11 protein-coding genes are annotated in these 18,834 nt (G+C 58.3%); 8 read left to right on the top strand and 3 right to left on the bottom strand.

Annotated elements, in window-relative coordinates:
- Positions 1–554, bottom strand: a 554-nt coding sequence (locus LW884_10975) for a hypothetical protein (protein MCE3008850.1), incomplete at its 3' end; no start/stop codon positions are given.
- Positions 555–699: 145 nt separating this feature from the next.
- Positions 700–1,875, bottom strand: coding sequence for a hypothetical protein (locus LW884_10970; GenBank protein MCE3008849.1), 1,176 nt, complete (start codon positions 1,873–1,875; stop codon positions 700–702).
- 172 nt (positions 1,876–2,047) lie between these two features.
- On the opposite strand from LW884_10970, the gene LW884_10965 reads away from it, so the two are divergent.
- The gene (locus tag LW884_10965) at positions 2,048–2,863 is read left to right on the top strand and encodes a prohibitin family protein (GenBank protein ID MCE3008848.1); all 816 of its coding nucleotides are present in this window, start codon (positions 2,048–2,050) and stop codon (positions 2,861–2,863) included.
- 24 nt (positions 2,864–2,887) lie between these two features.
- Here LW884_10965 and LW884_10960 read toward each other — a convergent pair whose 3' ends face one another.
- Positions 2,888–3,160, bottom strand: coding sequence for a cytochrome b5 (locus LW884_10960; GenBank protein ID MCE3008847.1), 273 nt, complete (start codon positions 3,158–3,160; stop codon positions 2,888–2,890).
- A 428-nt stretch (positions 3,161–3,588) separates the two neighbouring features.
- Here LW884_10960 and LW884_10955 point away from each other — a divergent pair, with 428 nt between their 5' ends.
- From LW884_10955 to LW884_10925, 7 genes are all read left to right on the top strand, one after another.
- A complete protein-coding gene (locus LW884_10955) occupies positions 3,589–8,232 on the top strand; it encodes a PAS domain S-box protein (GenBank protein ID MCE3008846.1) in 4,644 nt (1,547 codons plus the stop codon).
- 136 nt (positions 8,233–8,368) lie between these two features.
- Positions 8,369–10,909 carry an ATP-binding protein gene (locus tag LW884_10950; protein ID MCE3008845.1) on the top strand — a complete coding sequence of 847 codons (2,541 nt, stop codon included), beginning with the start codon at positions 8,369–8,371 and terminating at the stop codon, positions 10,907–10,909.
- A 12-nt stretch (positions 10,910–10,921) separates the two neighbouring features.
- Positions 10,922–11,323 (top strand): response regulator, encoded by a 402-nt coding sequence (locus LW884_10945; GenBank protein MCE3008844.1) that lies wholly within the window; start codon positions 10,922–10,924, stop codon positions 11,321–11,323.
- Positions 11,320–13,095: a SpoIIE family protein phosphatase gene (locus LW884_10940; GenBank protein MCE3008843.1), complete on the top strand. Its 1,776-nt coding sequence runs from the start codon at positions 11,320–11,322 to the stop codon at positions 13,093–13,095. The genes LW884_10945 and LW884_10940 overlap by 4 nt, the downstream gene beginning before the upstream one ends.
- Before the next feature lie 244 nt (positions 13,096–13,339).
- Complete coding sequence (locus tag LW884_10935) at positions 13,340–15,139, top strand: hypothetical protein (GenBank protein ID MCE3008842.1); 1,800 nt, start codon at positions 13,340–13,342, stop codon at positions 15,137–15,139.
- A gap of 106 nt (positions 15,140–15,245) precedes the next feature.
- Positions 15,246–17,153, top strand: coding sequence for an insulinase family protein (locus LW884_10930; GenBank protein ID MCE3008841.1), 1,908 nt, complete (start codon positions 15,246–15,248; stop codon positions 17,151–17,153).
- Positions 17,150–18,478, top strand: a complete 1,329-nt coding sequence (locus LW884_10925; GenBank protein MCE3008840.1) for an insulinase family protein — start codon at positions 17,150–17,152, stop codon at positions 18,476–18,478. Before LW884_10930 ends, LW884_10925 begins: the two co-directional genes overlap by 4 nt.
- Positions 18,479–18,834: the final 356 nt, after the last annotated feature.

Here is an 18,834-nt window from a genome sequence, read left to right as displayed (position 1 = left end):
CTGGGGCTGCCGCCGCCGGAGCTATTTAGGGTTACGCGCACTTTGGTGCTTACCTGGTAGCCGTCCTGGTAGGTTACGCGCACGGTGTATTCGTACTGGCCCTGCTGGCTGGGGGTCTTGGTGGTGATGGTGTAGCCAATCTGCCTGCCCGTGGCGGGGTCGAGGATGGCGATGATGGTATCGGTTTTGCCGAGCGCGGCCTTGGCGAGAAAACCGGTTTTGGGGTAGCGTTCCACCACCTGGCCCAGGCCGCCATCCTGGGCTTGCACCAGCTCCAGGTAGGCAATGCTGCTACTGCGGGCGGGCAGGGCCGCCAGGTAGAAGTACAGGCTGTCGGGCGCGGCGGCCAGGGCTAGGCTGGTGTCGCGGGCTAGCACCAGGTAGTCTGCACCCGGGTGCACAGTGGGCCTACCCAGAGTGATGGGGGCATCCGTGCTGCCGCCTGTGGGGGTGGTGGGGGTGCCTGCGGGCTTGCTGTCGTCGTCGCGGGTGCAGGCGGCGGCCAGGGCCAGGGCAAATGCAACGAGCAAAAATGGGGTGTAGGCTTTTTTCATCGGTGTAGGCTGTGGATAGCGGTGGTAGCGAAGATAGCGATATTCTCCATCTGGCTCGCAAAAAAAGCGAATAACTGGCCGCCTCCTGCAATAAAAAAGCCCCCTATCTGGGGGCTTTTTTTGTTTTCGCTCCGGCGCGGGTGTACTAGAACTTCACATCGAAGGTAAGGGTACCGGTGTTTGCAGTGGGCACGGCCGTTACCTTCAGGATGCCGTAGCGGTCTCCTACTTTGAAGATCACCTCGTTGCCCACGGCTAGCTGGGTAGCTGCACTGCTGGGTGTGCCTGCATTGTAGGTAGCTATCAGTCCCTCAGATAGGCCGGCACTGGCATACAGGCCGGTGCTGCTCAGCTTCAGGAAGTTTACGTCTTGGGCACCGGTTGTAGATACGGCAAATACGGTAGCCATATCGGCATCATCGGGCGAGGCAATGGTGGCGTTGTTCACCGCACCGAAGTAGTGGATCAGGTCGATGGTAGACTTGGTGGTGGCATAGGCAGTGATGCTGCTAACCACGCCGGTGCTGGCCTCGTACATGCTACCTGCGGTAGCGTTTTGGGCACCCAGGATTTTTTCGGTGCTGGCAGCCAGGGCAGTGCCGCTAATGGTGGTCTGCAGGGTGCTTACGCAGCCATTGGCATCCTTTATGTCCACTTTCAGTGCACCGTTCTGCTGGGGCACAAAAGTAGCGGTGCTGCCAAAGTCGGGCTCCTCGGTGCTATCGAAGTAGAAGTCGTAGCTGTAGGGGGCTGTGCCACCCGAAACACCGCTAACGGTAACGGTGCCGTTGGCATAGTTTACCGTACCAGTAATGTTCGTATTCGCGCATACAGAGGGCTCCACTACCGTTACCCGTACCGATACCTGTGCCAGGCGGTTATTGCGGTCATACAGCCTGAAGGTGTAGGTATATACGCCGGGTGCCGATGGGGTAGCACGGGTGTATCCATCTGAAAAGCCGTTCCGCTCAGGGTTGGTCAGGTTACCCGTCTCGGGCAAGCGACTAATTTCCTGATCCGTTACGCCACCGCCCTGTATGCTAAGCAGAACCTGAAGGTAGCCCAGGTCGGTATTTGTGGTGGTGTTCTTGGTAGCATTTACGAAGAAGTACAGACTATCCTTCAGATTGTCTGTTGACAGCGTTACATCTCCGGTTACTACGGTATAGTCTGCACCAGGGGCAGTCGGGGGGTTAGAGAGGGTAAGCACCGGACTCTCATTGGTGTTGGGCTTCGGATCGTCGTCGTCGTTGTTATTACAGCTGGTAAACATCATACCGCCGATAACAAGCAGAAATAAAAGAGCATGTAATCTTTTCATGGGTTGAATAATTTTTTGGATTGACAAAATTAGTTTTTCTTTTGATTTCTCAAATTCAAGAGCTACTCGGCAAAAGTGATGCCAAAAGGGCGTTACTTTGGCGGGTAGGCCGGGAACGGGTCTAGTTTCGGCCCGAGAAAGGTATATCCTGCACAAATCTCGTTCACAAAAGATGCGACTACCACTTCCACGCTTCGCCATTCCGGTTGCCATTGCGCTGGTGGCCGCCCTTATCCTGGTAAACTTCAAGCGCATAGATGCCGGCGAGCGCGGCATCCTGTACAACAGCCTGAGTGGCCAGGTAGACGAGGCAACAAAGGGGTCCGGCCTGCACGTGTACTTTTCCTGGTACGACATGCAGGTGTATGACATGCGGATAGCCGAAACCAAGCAGCGAATGAATGTACTGAGCAAGAACGGCCTGGATATAGAGATAGAGCTAAGCCTGCGCTACCGGGCCACGGAGGATAGCCTGCGCTATGTGTTTGTAAACATAGGGGGCAACGAGGAGGCCTACTTCAGCAAGATAATCCTGCCCGAGCTGCGCAGCGTTACGCGCGAGATTGTAGGCAAGTACGACGAAGAGGAGATATACAACACCCAGCGCGAGCAGGTGCAGCAGGAGATATACGAACTGATGCGCCGCCGCCTGGCACGCCACGGCATCCTGTGCGAAACCGTGCTGGTGCGAGACATAAACCTGCCCGACGAGATCCAGGCCGCCATCAAAACCAAGCTGAAGGAGCAGCAGCAGGCCCTGCAGTATGAGTACCGGCTGCAGCGCGAGGAAAAGGAAAAGCTGCGCAAGCGCATAGAAGCGGAGGGTGTGGCAGACTACCAGCGCATTGTAAACCAGAGCCTGACCCCCAACCTGCTGAAGCTAAGGGGCATAGAGGTAACCAAAGAGCTGGCTAACAGCCCCAATAGCAAGATCGTGGTGATAGGCAGTGGCGAGGGTGGCCTCCCCCTGATCCTGAACGGAAACTAGCCCGCTGGCAAACCAAAGGGTGGTCTACTGCCTGTTTTCGGCACCGGGTGTGGGCACATAGTCCTTTAGCCGGCCCACAGCCCTCAGCCCATCAAAAACGCGCTGGGTGTGGGGGGCCCGTTCCATCTCGGCAGTCAGGTCGCAGCCTGCCCAGTGCTGGTAGTGCTTGCCGTTGCGCCACAGCTTGCTATCGGTTACATCATAGATGATGCCCTGGTAGGCAGTCCATATCTCGGGCCGGTCCTGTCCGTTTCGCAGGGCCAGCTCTGCCGTCGAATATTCCGGTAGTGTGTCCATTTGGGTGTCCAATACGCATAGATAGCAAAAGAGTTGGCCCCCCGTAGCAGCTGCATGGCGCTGCCCCACACGTCCCTTTGCCCAGATCTAGGCACAAACTGGCAGCGGCGTGCGAAGTGGTAATTCGCCTATCCGTGTGCAGACGCGTACCGAGCAGCTGCTAGAATGGATTTTGCCCGAGATAGGAAGAAAACCACAGACCCATGTCAGAAAAAATTGGGCGAAAAAAAATAGATTTTAAAAATGGGCACTTAGGCGTAATTCTATCCGCAGGCAGGCCTACCAAAAATAGGAACACTGATAGTATAATATAGTGAATTTTATAATTCAGCAGTAAAGCTGATGCATTGGGTGTGGCCAGTAGCGAGCTTTGTAAGGATCAGTCGGCTATTGCCGGATCTATAATTTATCACCAATCATCATAGCAAATGGAAAGAAAACCAAACTCCCCCATTCGCCCTAGCCTAAGCCTGAAGCAGCGTGTTATCCTGCTTGTGGCTTTTTCTGCCTGTATTTTCGGCGGGCTAGGCATCTGGCTACTCGCTGGCCTGGATGAGGCGCTGGGCCTGCGCCAGCACACCGAAGATACCTTTACCCGGCTAGACCGCAGTACAGGCAAGCTGTACCACACCACGGCAGAGCGCCATGAGCTGATATCGCAGATGCGCATGACCGCTGCCGAGGGCAAAGAAGACCACCTGCTGATCCTGGAGGGTAAGGCCGGTGGCCTGGCTGCCATACAGCAGAAAGAAATATCTGGCTACACCAGGCAATTTGAACACGCAGACGACCGGGCGGTGGAAGCATCGGATGCCCTGCTGCGCCAGCTAGCCATCTACAATAAGGCCGCCCAGCAGCTGTCGGACAGCCTGATTGTAGGAAACACCCCCTTTGCAGACAAACTGATGAGCGGCACCCTATCGCCCGCCTTTGTGCAGATACAGAACCAGCTACAAACCCTACGGGGCCTGCAGAAGGCCCAGATGCTAGAGGCCATTGCCAGCCAAACCGAAGGCGTGCAGCGCCAGCGGGTGCTGGGCATCCTGTTCACCATACTGGGTGCCCTGCTGCTGGCCAGCCTGCCCATCCTGCTGTTTGGCCGCTCATTCCGCTACCTGCGGGCCATACACCCGGTGCTGGAGCACCTACAGCGAGGCGAAGTGTCGGAACGCAAGCTGCCCGAAACCTCGGACGAGGTGGGCCGCATAGCCCGCGGCATCAATACCGTGAGCATGAACCTGGAGCGGGCTGCCAGCTTTGCGCACGACGTGGGGCAGAATAAGTTTGACACCGAGTTTGTAGTAGGCGGGAAGGATGACCTGCTAGGCAGCGCACTGGTAGAGATGCGCGACCGCCTGAAAGCCGTAGCCGACGACGAGGCCCGCCGAAACTGGAGCATCAAGGGCATGGCCCAGTTTGGCGAAATACTGCGGGCAAACCAGGACCTGGACACCTTTGCCGACCAGATCATTAGCAACCTGACCCGCTACATAGATGCCATCCAGGGCGCCTTCTTCCTGCTACAGGACGGGGTAAGCCAAAAACCCGAACTGAGGCTGATCGGCTGCTATGCCTACGACCGTAAAAAGTACATGGCCAAGACCTTTCAGCTAGGCGAAGGCCTGGTGGGGCAGGCAGCCATGGAGCGGGGCACCATCTACCTGCGCGAGGTGCCCCAGAACTATGTGAACATTACCAGTGGCCTGGGCCAGGCCAACCCCGAATCGCTGCTGGTAGTGCCCCTGATGTCTAACGGCCAGCTGCATGGCGTGCTGGAGTTTGCCGGCTTCCACGGCTTCGAGCCCCATGTGATAGAGTTTGTAGAAAAACTGGCCGAAAACATTGCCAGTACCCTCACCCATGTAAAGAACAACGAACGGAACCAGCAGCTGCTGCAGGAAACCCAGCGCATGGCCGAGAGCCTAAAGGCGAATGAGGAAGAGCTGCGCCAGAACATGGAGGAGCTGCAGGCCACGCACGAGGAGATGAACCGCCTGCAGCAGGAGATGCAGGGCCAGCTGGCCGCCATCAGTCGCAGCAATGCCATGGTGGAATTTGACATGAAAGGGCAGATACTGACCGCCAACGAGCAGTTTCTGGACCTGATGGGCTACACCCTGGATGAAATAAAGGACCGCCACCACAGCATCTTTGTCCACCCGGAGGAGAGCAGCAGCGCCCAGTACCGGACATTTTGGGAGAAACTGAAGGCCGGTGAATTCCAGATGGGCGAGTTTGCCCGACTAGACCGCCGGGGCAATCCCATCTGGATCATGGGCACGTACAACCCCATCCTGAATGCCGAAGGAAAGCCCTACAAGGTTGTAAAGTTTGCCAGCGACATCAGCGAGAGCAAGCGCAAGGACCTGGAAATACAGCGTGCCCTGGAGGAAAGCCAGAGCAAGGAGGAAGAACTGCGCCAAAACGCCGAGGAAATGGCCGCCACTCAGGAGGAAATGGCCCGCATACAGGCCGAACTACAGGGGCAGATGGATGCCATCAACCGCAGCAATGCCGTCATCGAGTTCGACCTGAAAGGCAACATCCTGCAGGCCAATGCCAACTTCCTGGGCCTAATGGGCTACACCCTGGACGAAGTAAGGGGACGCCATCACAGCATTTTTGTAGACGATGAAACCCGGAATAGCACCGAGTATGCCCTGCACTGGCAGCAACTGGCACAGGGTGCCATGAAAAGCGGGAGGTTCATGCGGATAAACCGGCAGGGACAAGCTATCTGGATACTGGGCAGCTACAACCCCATCCTGGACAAAGATGGAAAGCCCTACAAGATCATCAAGTTTGCACAAGACATCACCAAAGAGCGACAGCAACAGGAAGAAATCCGCAATACCCTGGAGCAAGTGCAGGCGCAGGAAGAAGAGCTGCGCCAAAATGCCGAGGAAATGGCCGCTACCCAAGAGGAGATGAAGCGGGTGCAGGCCGAACTGACCGGACAAGTAGGCGTGCTAAACGCTGCTGCCCTGGTAAGCGAAACCGACGTAGCCGGAAACATCATCTACTGCAACGACACCTTCTGCGAGGTGGCCAAATACAGCCGCGAGGAACTGATAGGCCAAAACCACCGCATGCTCAAGAGCGGACACCAGCCGCAGGAAATCTTTGAGCGACTGTGGGCCACCGTCAGCAGTGGTAAGATCTTCCAGGCCGAGATAAAAAACCGCGCAAAAGACGGCAGTTACTACTGGGTGGCAGCCACCCTGGCACCTGTCCTGGGTGCAGATGGCAAGCCGGTGAAGTACATAGGCGTACGCTTTGACATTACCGAGCAGAAGAACCAGCAGGCGCAGGTGAGCCAGATGCTGGAGGAAGCACAGGCACAGGAAGAAGAACTGCGCCAGAATGCCGAGGAAATGGCCGCCCAGCAGGAAGAAATGGCGCGGGTACAGGTGCAGCTGGAGGGCCAAATGGATGCCATTAACCGCAGCAATGCCGTCATCGAGTTCGACCTGAAAGGCAACATCCTCTTTGCGAATGAAAACTTCCTGGGCCTGATGGGCTACACCCTGGACGAAATCAGGGGGCAGCATCACCGGATTTTTGTAAGCGAACAAGAGCAGGCCACAGAGGAATACGCCAACCACTGGTCGAGCCTGGCAGAGGGAATACAGAAGGTTGGAGAGTTTCACCGCAAGCGCAAGGACGGTAGGGATGTGTGGATCCTGGGCACCTACAATCCCATCCTGGACAAGGCAGGAAACCCCTACAAGATCATGAAGTTTGCCCAAGACATCACCCTAGCCAGGGAGCAGCAAGAGCAGATACGCCAGACCCTGGAGGAAGTGCAGGCACAGGAGGAAGAACTGCGCCAAAACGCCGAGGAAATGGCCGCCACCCAAGAGGAAATGAAACGGGTGCAGGCCGAACTGACCGGACAGGTGGGCGTGCTAAACGCCGCTGCCCTGGTAAGCGAAACCGACGTAGCCGGAAACATCATCTACTGCAACGACACCTTCTGCGAGGTGGCCAAGTACAGCCGCGAGGAACTGATGGGCCAAAACCACCGAATGCTCAAGAGCGGGCACCAGCCGCAGGAAATCTTTGAGCGCCTGTGGGCCACCGTCAGCAGCGGAAAAACATTCCAGGCCGAGATAAAAAACCGCGCAAAAGACGGCAGCTACTACTGGGTGGCCGCCACCCTGGCACCTGTGCTGGGCGCGGATGGCAAACCGGTGAAGTACGTAGGCGTACGCTTTGACATTACCGATCAGAAAAACCAGCAGGAACAGGTGAGCCAGATGCTGGAGGAAACACAGGCACAGGAGGAAGAACTGCGCCAGAATGCCGAGGAAATGGCCGCTACCCAAGAGGAGATGGCACGCCTGCAGGCCGAGCTGAAAGGCCAGCTGGATGCCATAAGCCGCAGCACCGCCGTAGTGGAGTTTGACACACGAGGCAACCTGCTGAGCGCCAACAAAAACTTCCTGGACCTGATGGGCTATAAGCTGGAAGACATACAGGGCCGCCACCACCGCACCTTTGTAGACAACAGCTATGCCCTGAGCGATGAGTACAAATCCTTCTGGGAAAGGCTGAAGACTGGCGAGTATATATCGGGCGAATTCCGCCGACTAGCCAAAAATGGCAATACAGTCTGGATTCGTGGCAGCTATAACCCCATCTTCAATTCGGATGGCGTACTGTACAAGTACATAAAATTTGCCCAAGACATTACCGAAAGCAAAACCAGAGACCTGGATGTGGAGGAAAAGCTGGCAGAAGCCCATATGCGCGAACAGCAGCTGCGGGCCCGGCTAGAGAACATGAGCTTCCAGGGCCTGATAGAGCTAGAGGACGGCCGGGTAAAGGCGGCTAACGACAAGCTGCTAAAAGCAATGGGCTACGAGGCATCTGAGCTGGCAGGCAGGCACCTGGCAGAGTTTACGGAGGATAGCGACCTGTATAGCCAGCTAGTCAGCCAACAGTCTCAGCAGAAGGAGTTCACCCTGATAGCGAAGAATGGCAAAAAGATGCGCCTGCACGGCCTGTTCAGCGCAATAGACAGCACCGAGGGAGAGAGCAAAATAATTGGCATGCTCAAAATCGGATAAAGACTGGGTTTTCTTTCGTTAGGCTCGGGCTCCCAGCTGGGGGCCCAGCCTGCCGGAAGCAAGGCAGCCCAGGCAGCTGTCGCTACCCAGCGTATCTATACCCATATAGAGAATAAATTATTAAAACGAAAGAACCATGAGAAATCAAACCCTTACCCTTACCCAAGCGCTGCCTCCGCTGGCACTGCTCGCCCTGGCGGGTGGGCTGCTGGGGCTGGGCTACACCAGCCTGTTTACACACTGGCTGTACCTGCCGGCTGATTATGCCGACTGGGTGCCGGCCACCGCCCTGGCACTGGCCATCCTGGCAGTAGCTTCCAGCCTCGTCCTGGTGCTACGGCAGCAGCGGCACATGCGCAGGCACCTACAGCAGGCCCAGCAGCACCAGCATAGCCTGCAGCAGGCCCTGAAGCACCTGGAGGCACGCGCCTTTGCCCAGGCCGCCACCGTGGCCCAAAGCCTGCCTGGCACCCTGGGCTCGGCCCTGGCCGAAATGGCACGTAGCCAGGCTCAGGTAGAGCAGGCCGCAGAAATGCGAAACTGGCACGCCGAGGGCATGGCCCGCTTTAGCGATGTGCTGCGCCAGCACAGCCAGCTGAAAGACCTGAGCAATGCGCTGATAAGCGAGGTGTGCAAATACCTGAAAGCCCAGCAGGGAGTGCTCTTCCTGCTAAAGGACATACAGGGCAATGAGCTGCAAGTGGCAGGCACATTTGTAAGCGGCCAGGTAGCCGCCCTGCTGCATGACCTGAACCAGGGCGGCCTGGTAGAGCAGGTGCGGCGAGACAGCCAGCCTGTACACCTGAAGGAAGTGCCCCCAGGCTATGTAGCGGTAAAAAGCGGCCTGGGCGAAGCGCATCCTGCGGAGCTACTACTGGTACCCGTATTGTTTGAGCACAAGCTGTTAGGCGTGCTGGAGCTGGCCACCTTTCAGCCCCTGCGAGCCGAAGACCTGGCGCTGGCACAGGAGCTGGCAGACAAAAGCGCAGCCACCTTCTTCAACCTGATGAACGCCGAGCAAACCACTATCATGCTGGAGGAGAGCCAGCAGCTGGCCTTTCAGCTCGGGGAGCAAACCACTGCCATCCGCCAGGCCAGCGAGGAGATGCGCATAAAGGACCGGGCAATTACCAGCAGCAGCAGCAGCATCATCATTGTAGACGCGCAGGCACCCAATATGCCCATCCAGTATGTAAATCCTGCTTTCGAGCAAACCACCGGCTGGAAGCTGGAAGAGGTGATAGGTAAAAACTGCCGCTTCCTGCAGGGCCACGACACCGAGCAGGAGGGCCTAAAGCAGCTGCGTGTGGCCATGAAAGCCGGAGAACCCTGCACCGTAGTACTACGCAACTTCCGGAAAGATGGAACCATGTTCTGGAATGAACTGAGCATTAGCCCCGTGCAGGATGAGTACGGGGATGTTACGCACTACGTAGGCGTGCAGAACGACATTGGCGACCGGGTGCTGCTAGAGGAGGCGCAGGAGCAAATGCGGGCCCTGAACGAGAACCTGGAGGAGATGGTGCAAGACCGGACAGCAGAGCTGGAGCACACCCTGGCCGAGCTGCAGAGTACGCAGCACCGCATGGTACAGAGCGAGAAGCTGGCTAGCCTGGGCCAGCTAATAGCAGGCGTGGCACACGAGATAAACACGCCCCTGGCCGCCGTGAAGGCCAGCGTGGAAAACATGTCCGACTTCCTGCCCCAAACGCTGAACGCCCTACCACCCCTGATGGCCGAAATGGACGAAACCACACGAGGCTGTTTCCAGCAGGTGGTAGAAACTGCCATGAAAAACAGCGGAGAATTAAGCACACGAGACGAACGAAAAATGCGTAAGGAGCTGGAAACCACCCTGCAAGAAATGAACATCCCACAGCCCAAAGACAAAGCCAGGGCACTGCTGGGTGCCGGCGTACGGCAGGCAGAAGGGCTGGAGGCACTGCTGCCTATACTAAGCCACACAAAGGCAGAAGAGATACTGCGCACAGCCTACCACATTGCCCAGCTGCGAAACAACATGAACATCATTGGCCATGCAGCCGAAAAAACAAGAAAAACGGTGTATGCCCTAAAAAGCTACAGCCACTTCCAGCAGGAAGACCGCATGGAGCTGATGGACTTGAACGAGAGCCTGGACGTGGTGCTGACCCTGTACCACAACCAGCTGAAGCACGGCATAGCGGTAGAAACAAACTTCCAGAGCGGCATACCCCGAATGCTGGGCTATAGCGATGAGCTGGGCCAGGTGTGGACCAACATCATCCACAATGCCGCACAGGCCATGCAGTACGATGGCAAGCTGACCCTGCACACCCGCATGGATGGCGAAATAGCCATTGTGAGCATTGCGGATAATGGCCCTGGTATACCCCAGGACGTGTTGCCCCGCATTTTCGAACCCTTCTTTACCACCAAGCCCCAGGGGGAAGGCACCGGGCTGGGGCTCGATATTTGCAAAAAAATTATAGAAAAGCACAGTGGCGAGGTGGAAGTGGAAACCGGACCCAGTGGTACCACCTTTACTGTGCGCCTGCCCATCCGCACCAGCCACGACCAGCTGGATATACCAGAAGAGGTGGAGATGGTGGATGCGATAATTGCACAGGCTGGCATCCCCGCTGCTGCCGAATCCGTACACAACGAGGTACCCCCTCAAACCGAGCCAGAAAACTAAACGAAACAACCTATGAACAGACCCTATATACTCTGTGTAGACGACGAAAAGATCGTTACAGACTCGCTGCTGTCGCAGCTGGAGGCCACCTTTGGAGATCGCTATGACTACGAGGCCGCCAGCAGTGTAGACGAGGCCTGGGAGGTGGTAGACGAGATACGAGAAGACGGAGCCGAAGTCCAGCTCATTGTATCAGACTGGCTGATGCCCAAGCAGAAGGGCGACGCCTTTTTGCGCGAAGTGCACGAGCAGTACCCATCCATCCAGCTCATCATGCTAAGTGGCCAGGCCGATGAGGACGCAATCCGGCAGCTGGAGGCCATTGTACCCGGCTTCATTTTCATGCGCAAGCCCTGGAATAAGGAAGAGCTGATGACCCTGATCGCTACCAAACTTAAAACCCAAGTGCCATGAGCAAAGCTGCCAAAACAAATAGCAAACCCGTCATTATGTGTGTAGATGACGAGAAGGTGGTGCTGGACAGCCTCATCAGCCAGCTCAACTACCACCTGGGCGATGAGTTTGAAGTGGAAATAGCCCAGAGCGGGGACGAGGCCCTGGAGCTCTTCAGCGAGCTGCTGGACGAGGGCAATGATGTGGCCCTGGTAATCAGCGACCAGCTAATGCCCGGCCTGAAAGGTGATGAGCTGCTGATAAAGCTACACCAGCTGAAGCCCGAAATGCTGAAAATACTGCTAACCGGCCAGGCCAGTGCCGAGGCCGTGGGCCGCGCCATAAACCAGGCCAAGCTGTACCGCTTTATCAGCAAGCCCTGGGATAAAAACGACCTGCTGCTTACCATCGAAGAGGCCGTAAACAGCTACAAGCAGTCTCGCCAAATCAGCATGAAAAACCAGCTTACGGCAGGTATTTTCCACGCGGGCCAAGAGCTAAACCGCATTACACAGGTAGATAAACTGTGCCAGCAGATAACGCGCCTGCTGGTAGAAAACACCGGAGCCGAACGCTGCTCGGTTGTGCTAATGGATGATGCGCAGCAGGGAGCAGCCTTTACGCTCGATGCATTTGGCAGGCAAGAGGCAATCCGCTTCAAAATGGGTGAGGCTAATGACCGGGTGCCTGTGGTCGTGCTGGGCCAGGCTGCCACCCATGAGCAGCTGCTGGTAGTGGACAAAGGCATGAGCCCACCCTGGGATACCGACCCCTACGTGCAGACCTTTAACCCCGGCAGTATGTGCTGCCTACCCCTGCTGCACGATAGCGAGCTAATAGGCCTGCTGTATCTGGAGCGCACCTCAGACACGGGATACTTTACGGCTGAACGGGTAGAGTTTGTCAACCTCTTTGCACAGCAGGCTGCCGTTAGCCTGGCCAATGCACGCCTGCTGGAGCAGCTGGAGCAGAAGGTAGAGATTCGCACCAAGGAAGTAACGGCACAGAAAGAAATCATCGAAGAAAAGAACCGAGACATCCTGGACAGCATCCTGTATGCCAGCCGCATCCAGCAGGCCATCCTACCCAACCCAGAGGTAGCAACCGACAACTTCAGAGACTTCCTGCTGATGTACCGCCCAAAAGACATCATCAGCGGAGACTTCTACTACCTGAACCAGGTGGCCGATCGCGTCGTGCTAGCAGCCGTAGACTGTACCGGCCACGGCGTTCCGGGTGCCATGCTGGCCACCCTAGGCTACAACATGCTGGATAACCTGGTGCTGCAAGACCCACAGGCCGCGCCTGGCTGCATCCTGAATGCGCTGAACGAACGTGTAAAGCGCCGGCTACGCAAGGATGCCGATGGCCGCCAAAGCGCCGACGGGATGGATATTGCCCTGGCCAGCTACGAGCCCGAAACCCAAACCCTGCACTATGCCGGTGCCAACCGCAACCTCTACATCTTGCGAAAGGGCGAGATGCTGGAGTATAAGGCAGACCGGTGGCCCATCGGAGGATCGCTGCTACACACGGGCGAACACGAGTTTAGCACCCAGTCTATCCAACTGGAAGCCGGAGACCGCTGCTTCATCTTCTCCGACGGCATTACGGATCAGTTTTGCAAAAAGAATGAGCAAAAATTTGGCAGCAAGCGGCTCAAGGAATTTATCATCCGCCAGAAACAGGTGAGCCTCAGTGTGCTGGAAAACACCCTGGACATGGCCATTGAACAGTGGCGAGGCACCCAGCCCCAAACGGATGACATACTCGTAATTGGATTCGACATCTAGCACAAGTGGTCCGCATACGATCAGGCAAGAGGGGGGTGAGCAGTGCTCGCCCCCTTTGTTTTTTTGCGGGTGCAGCATGTGGCGCCACCCCTACCCCAGGGTTCTGTATAAATAGCCATGCTGTGTAGCCCAAAGGATTACCCGGATGCCAAAAGCAAGCAGCAAATCCCGCTGCCAGGCCAGGCATCACTGCCCAGCCCGAGGCTTGGCAGATTAGCGGCGCGTTCGTTATCTTGCGCGCATCATGCGCTTGTTTATTGTTTCCCTTTTCTCGCTTCTTTTCCACGCTTCGCACCTTATGGCCAATGACTATGCCTATACCTTGCGCTGGCTGCCAGGCAACCACCACACTTATGAAGTAAGCCTGCAAACCGAGGCTACCAAAGGCAAGTACACCGACTTCAAGCTGCCGGTATGGCGCCCGGGGCGCTACTTTGAGCAAGACTTTGCCGCTTCCGTTACGCGCTTCCAGGCTATGGATGCAGCGGGCAATACACTCAGCTGGCAAAAGACAGACAAAAGTACCTGGCGGGTAGAGAATCCCCGGAAGGGCGACATCACCATCCGCTACCACTTCTATGCCAACACGCAGGATGCCGGCAGCTGCTATGTAGACGACAAGATGGTATACTTCAATGGGCACAACCTGCTGATGTACAAAGATGCGGCCTACCTGCTGCCCTGCACCCTGACGGTGCCCCAGTGGCCCGAGGGCTGGCCCGTAGCCACTGCCCTGCGCCACGATGTGGCCACCAAGACCTTCTATGCCCAAGACTACCACGAGCTGGTAGACAGCCCCACCATCCTGAGCCCCAGCCTGAAAAGCTTCGGCTTCGACTACCAGGGCCACACCTATCACCTGCACTTCCAGGCAGACAAGCAGCTGGACGAGGCCTTTATCAGTCCATTCCGCGAGAATGTGAAAAAGATTGTGGCCGAGCAGGTAGCCATCTTTGGCGAGGTCCCCTTTGAGGGCGACTACCACTTCATCTACTGGCTGGTACCCTTCCGCATCCACCATGCGGTGGAGCACAGCAAATCTGCCATGTTCTGCAAGCCTGCCACCGTGGCCGAAACGCCCCAGAGCCTGAGTGAGCTGAATGGCATAACGAGCCACGAGTTTTGGCATGTATGGAATGTAAAAAGCATCCGCCCGGCTGCCCTGTGGCCCTACGACTACAGCCACCCGCAGTACACCAGCCTCCACTGGTTTACCGAAGGGGTAACCGAGTATATGAGCAACCTGATACTGGTACGGGCGGGCCTGCTGCCCCAGGATAACTACCTGGACCTGCTAACCCGCACCTGGGCCGGGCTGGACAACAAACCCGTGTATGCCGAGGTAAGCCCCAGCCAGAGCAGCTGGGACAGCTGGCTGGCTCGCAGCCTGTATATGCCCGACCACCTGCGAAACAGCTACTACCCGCTGGGCGACCGGGTGGGCTTCCTGCTAGACATGCGGCTGCGCAAGCTTACAGACCAGGATAAATGCCTGGACGATGTGTTTCGCTACCTGTACACCACCTACTACAAGCAGGGCAAGGGGGTGCCCGAAGACGGCGTGGAGAAGGCCTGCGAAACCCTGACCGGAACCTCCTTTGCCTCCTTCTTCCGCACCTATGTGCACAGCCCTGCACCGGTGGACTATGCGGCCATCCTGAAACCCATGGGCCTGAAGCTAGAAGAGAGCCGCGAGGAGCCGAGCCGACAGGGTGCCGACAAGATAGGCCTGATGGGACTACAGACCATACAGGAGGGCTACCAGTACATAGCCGAGGTGGAGCGGGGTAGCCCTGCCTTTGAGGCCGGCGTGTCCGACGGCGAACTGCTGCTGATGGTAGACGGCATAAACGCCCTGGAGTACAACTGGGAACCCCTGGAACCCGGAAAAAAGGTAGAGCTGATGCTGGGCAATGGAACAGACAAGCCCAGACTGGTAAAGGTGAAGTATGAGAAGGAGAGCCTGCCCATCCGCTACGAACTGAAAGGAGTAGGGCAAGCCGAATGGAAAGACCGCTGGCTGAGCAGCCAGGCTGCCCACTAGCAGGGAACTGGCCGGGGCCAGCAGGGGGGATGGACCCTACGGCAGTCCACCTGACCCGAATGCAAGGCGGCCCGGGGCGACGGAAACTTTGCTGTATCTTCGCGCCATGTGGCACAGTCGGAACATATCTCTACTGGCAGGTATATGGGTTTGCCTAGCCTACGCATGGGCGCAGCAGCCTGCCGCTACAGACAGCCTGACCACAGCTTCATCCACTACTGGCAGTCCGCAGGCGGCAGATAGCCTGGCTGCATTCGCCACGCTGGCCTATCTGCCACCTGGCTACCACTTCGCCACGCTGGATAACGGCCTCTCGTTATTGGTTGTCGAAGACCACCGCCTGCCCACAGCCACCGTGCGCCTGGCTGTGCTGGCTGGCAGTGTGTATCAGCATCCGGGCTACACGGGTGTGCCCCAGCTGGTGGCCCACACCCTGGCGCTGGGCCCCGGCGGCTACCAGAGCCCGGCTGCCCGCCAGGCTGCGCTGCGCCAGCGGGGCTGGCACTTTGGCCTACAGGCCGGGCCACAGGTACAGCAGTTTGTGCTACAGGGCCAGGCGCAGGATGCCGAGGCTGCCACCGCCCACCTGCTGCAGCTGCTGCGTAGGCCCGACTGGGATACCCTGTGGGTAGGGCGTGCCAAGCAGCTGCTGCTGGCTGAGCAGCAGGCACGAGATGCCAGCGCTGCCCGCTACCTGCAGCACCGGCTAGATGCCCTGCTGTGGGGCCCGCTGTATGAACGCGTGGTACCCGTGCCAGACTATGGCAGCCTGCGCGACCAGAAAACCACCCGGCTGGCAGACTTCTACCAGGAGCACTACACCCCGGGGCGTACCCTGCTGGTGGTGAGTGGCGATGTGCAGCCCCAGGCCGTATACCGCTGGGTGCGGGCCCAAACGCTAGACTGGGCGGGGGCGGTAAGTGGCCGAAAAATGCCCGATCAACCCCATACACTGGCCCAAGACACCCTGATACGGGTAGAACTGGAGGGGCAGGATAGCCCACTGATAACCGCAGGCTGGGTGCTGCCCGCACAGGACACCCTGGCCTACCTGAAGGCGCAAGTACTGCAGCAGCTGCTGCAGGGCTACAACCGCTTTACCGCCCCTTTTCGAAAGCAGGAACTGGCACACGGCCTCACCGCAGGCTGGGTGCAGGCCAGGCCCTTTCAGGGTGCCGTTAAGCTGACGGCCATTGTGGGGACGGGAGACATACCCCGGATGCTAGACCTGCTGAAGCAGCAGCTGGCCGAGGCGGCCCGTAGCCCCTTCTTCGCGCAAAGACAAATAGACGAAGCCATCCAGCAGCTGTACTACACCCGCCAGTATGCTGCCGACCAGCCCAGCCAGTATGGAGACCTGCTGGCACAGGCATGGGCACAGGGCAGCCTGCGCCTCCAGCTAGACTCGTTCCCCCGCATCACCCCCGAAGACATCCAGGCCTTTGTGGCGCAGTATCTGGATAGCCAGCCCATGGCTGTGGGCATACTGGGCACCAGCACCCAGCTGCAGCAGCCCTTCCTGGCCGAGTATGCGCAGCAGTTCCGGCGCAGCCGCACGGCCGCACCCCCAGCCGATACGACCCACCTGGCAGCGGCCAGCCTGCCGGATAGCAGCCATACCCGGCCCGACACCCTGGCGCAAAACCAGCCCACCCAGCCCGCCCTGCCCACGGCCGAAGAAATAGAGGCCTACCGCATCCACTACGCCTTTGGTGCCCAGCGCTGGGATTCTACCTACGAGCACGCCATCTCACGCATCGTGCTGTACCTGAACCTGAACCCCGCAGCCCAGCTCACCCTCATTGGCCATACGGATAGCCCCGGCAGTGCCGATGCCAACCAGCGCATGGCCCTGCTGCGGGCCACCACACTCAAGCAGTATATCATTCGAACCTACCGCATCTTCCCCCAGCGCCTGCACGTAATGAGCAAAGGCGAAAGCGAACCCCTGGTGCCCGAAACCGACAACGCCAGCCGCAGAATGAACCGGAGACTTGAATTCAAGCTACAATGAGAACATTCGGGATCTACCTGTGCCTGGGCCTACTGGTGGTAGGGTGCCGCACCCAGCAGCTGGGCCAGCAGGCCTATCCGCACCTGGCCAGCGGGCTACAGCCCCTGGAGGGGGCGCCCATCCAGGCTGTGGTAAAACAGCAACCCTCGGGGGTGGTGGCCGTGCACTGGATCATCCGCGGGGGCGTAGCCAGCGGGCGCCTGCAGCCCGGGGCCGAGGCCCTAATGCTGAAAGCGCTCTTTCGCTGCGGCGCGGGGCGCGTGGCAGGCCCCGACTTTGAGCGGCAAATGGCACGCCTGGGCATGCGGGTACAGACTGCCGCCGGGCCAGACTATTCCGTGATACGCATGCAGTGCCCAGCCCGGCAGTTTGCTGCCGCTTGGGACCTCATGCTGGAGGCCATGCTCTTCCCCGATTTTGAGCCAAACAGCTACCTGAAACTGCGCGATGAATGGGCAGCCACCGTGCAGCAGGAGCAGCAGGCGCAGCACTGGCAGTGGCAGCACGCGGCATTCCAGCGCTACTGGGGGCCCAGCCACCCCTATGTGGCCACACTACCCACCGGCTGGTACGATAGCCTGGCCGTGCTGCCACTGGCGGCGGTGCAGGAGGCCTACAAGCAGCTGCTACGCGCCAACCGCCTGCGGCTACTGGTAGTGGGGCCGGTAGATGCCAGCTGGCTAGCCGCGCAGCTACAGCAGCAGCTAAGCGGGCTGCCCGAGGCGGAGCTGCCCCGTGCACCCGAGGCAGCCAGCCCCGGTGAAGACCAGGTATGGATAGCCGAGGCGGAAAAAACCACCCGCTGCCTGATCGGCGCCATGCTGCCCGCCCCCCTGCCCGGCACGCGCGAGTGGCCCGCTATGCTGCTGGCCACGCACGCGCTGGGCCAGGCCCTGCAGGCCGATCAGTGCCAGCAGCGTTTTCTCAGCTGCGAGGCCTTTGCCCACTGCCTGCCCCATGGCCTGGTGTACGTGGGGGTGGAGAGCGAGCACGCATACGCCAGCACCCAGGCCTTTGTGCAGCTGCTGAACCTGTACCGTAGCCAGGGCTTTACGGAGGCAGAGCTGGCCGATGCCAAAGCCGTGTATCTGGGCGAACTGTTTCGAGAGCTGGAGGGCAATGCCGCTACGGCGGAGTGGCTGGCAGCTGCACTTGCCCGGGGCCACCTGGCCAGCCAGGCCAGCCTGCCCGACCAGATTGCGGCACTGCAGCTGGAAGAAGTAAACCGGGTGTTCCAGAAGTACGCACGCGCCCTGCTGTGGCAGTACCAGGGCCAGATGGGCCAGGTGAATGAACGGGCCTTCAAGCTGGCACGGCCCAAGTAGCAGGCGCAGAACCGGAAAGACCCAGGTACCTGGAAAAAGGAAAAGTGGTATAAGGGTTGGCTATCGTCCATAAAGTATATAAATTCACCCAATTGTTTCTCTTTACTTATTGTTAAAGCCCCTCTTGTAAATCCAATTTTTACTCATATGTATGTAAACTTTACCCCCCCCCCCGCGGTGCGCGTAGCGTTCGGGCTGGCCGAACAGGTCTAAGGCTTTTCTTCGCATTGTTCTTTCTTATAGGGGCCTGGCGCAGCAGCCTGGCCCAGCCCGCCATGGCGTGGGACCAAAGCTATGGTGGTAGCCTAAATGATGAGTTGACCACCATCGTAGCTACTGCCGACGGTGGCTACCTG

The sequence above is a fragment of the Bacteroidota bacterium genome (assembly GCA_021300195.1).
Taxonomy (GTDB): domain Bacteria; phylum Bacteroidota; class Bacteroidia; order J057; family JAJTIE01; genus JAJTIE01.
This window is presented reverse-complemented; position numbering and strand designations above follow the sequence as displayed.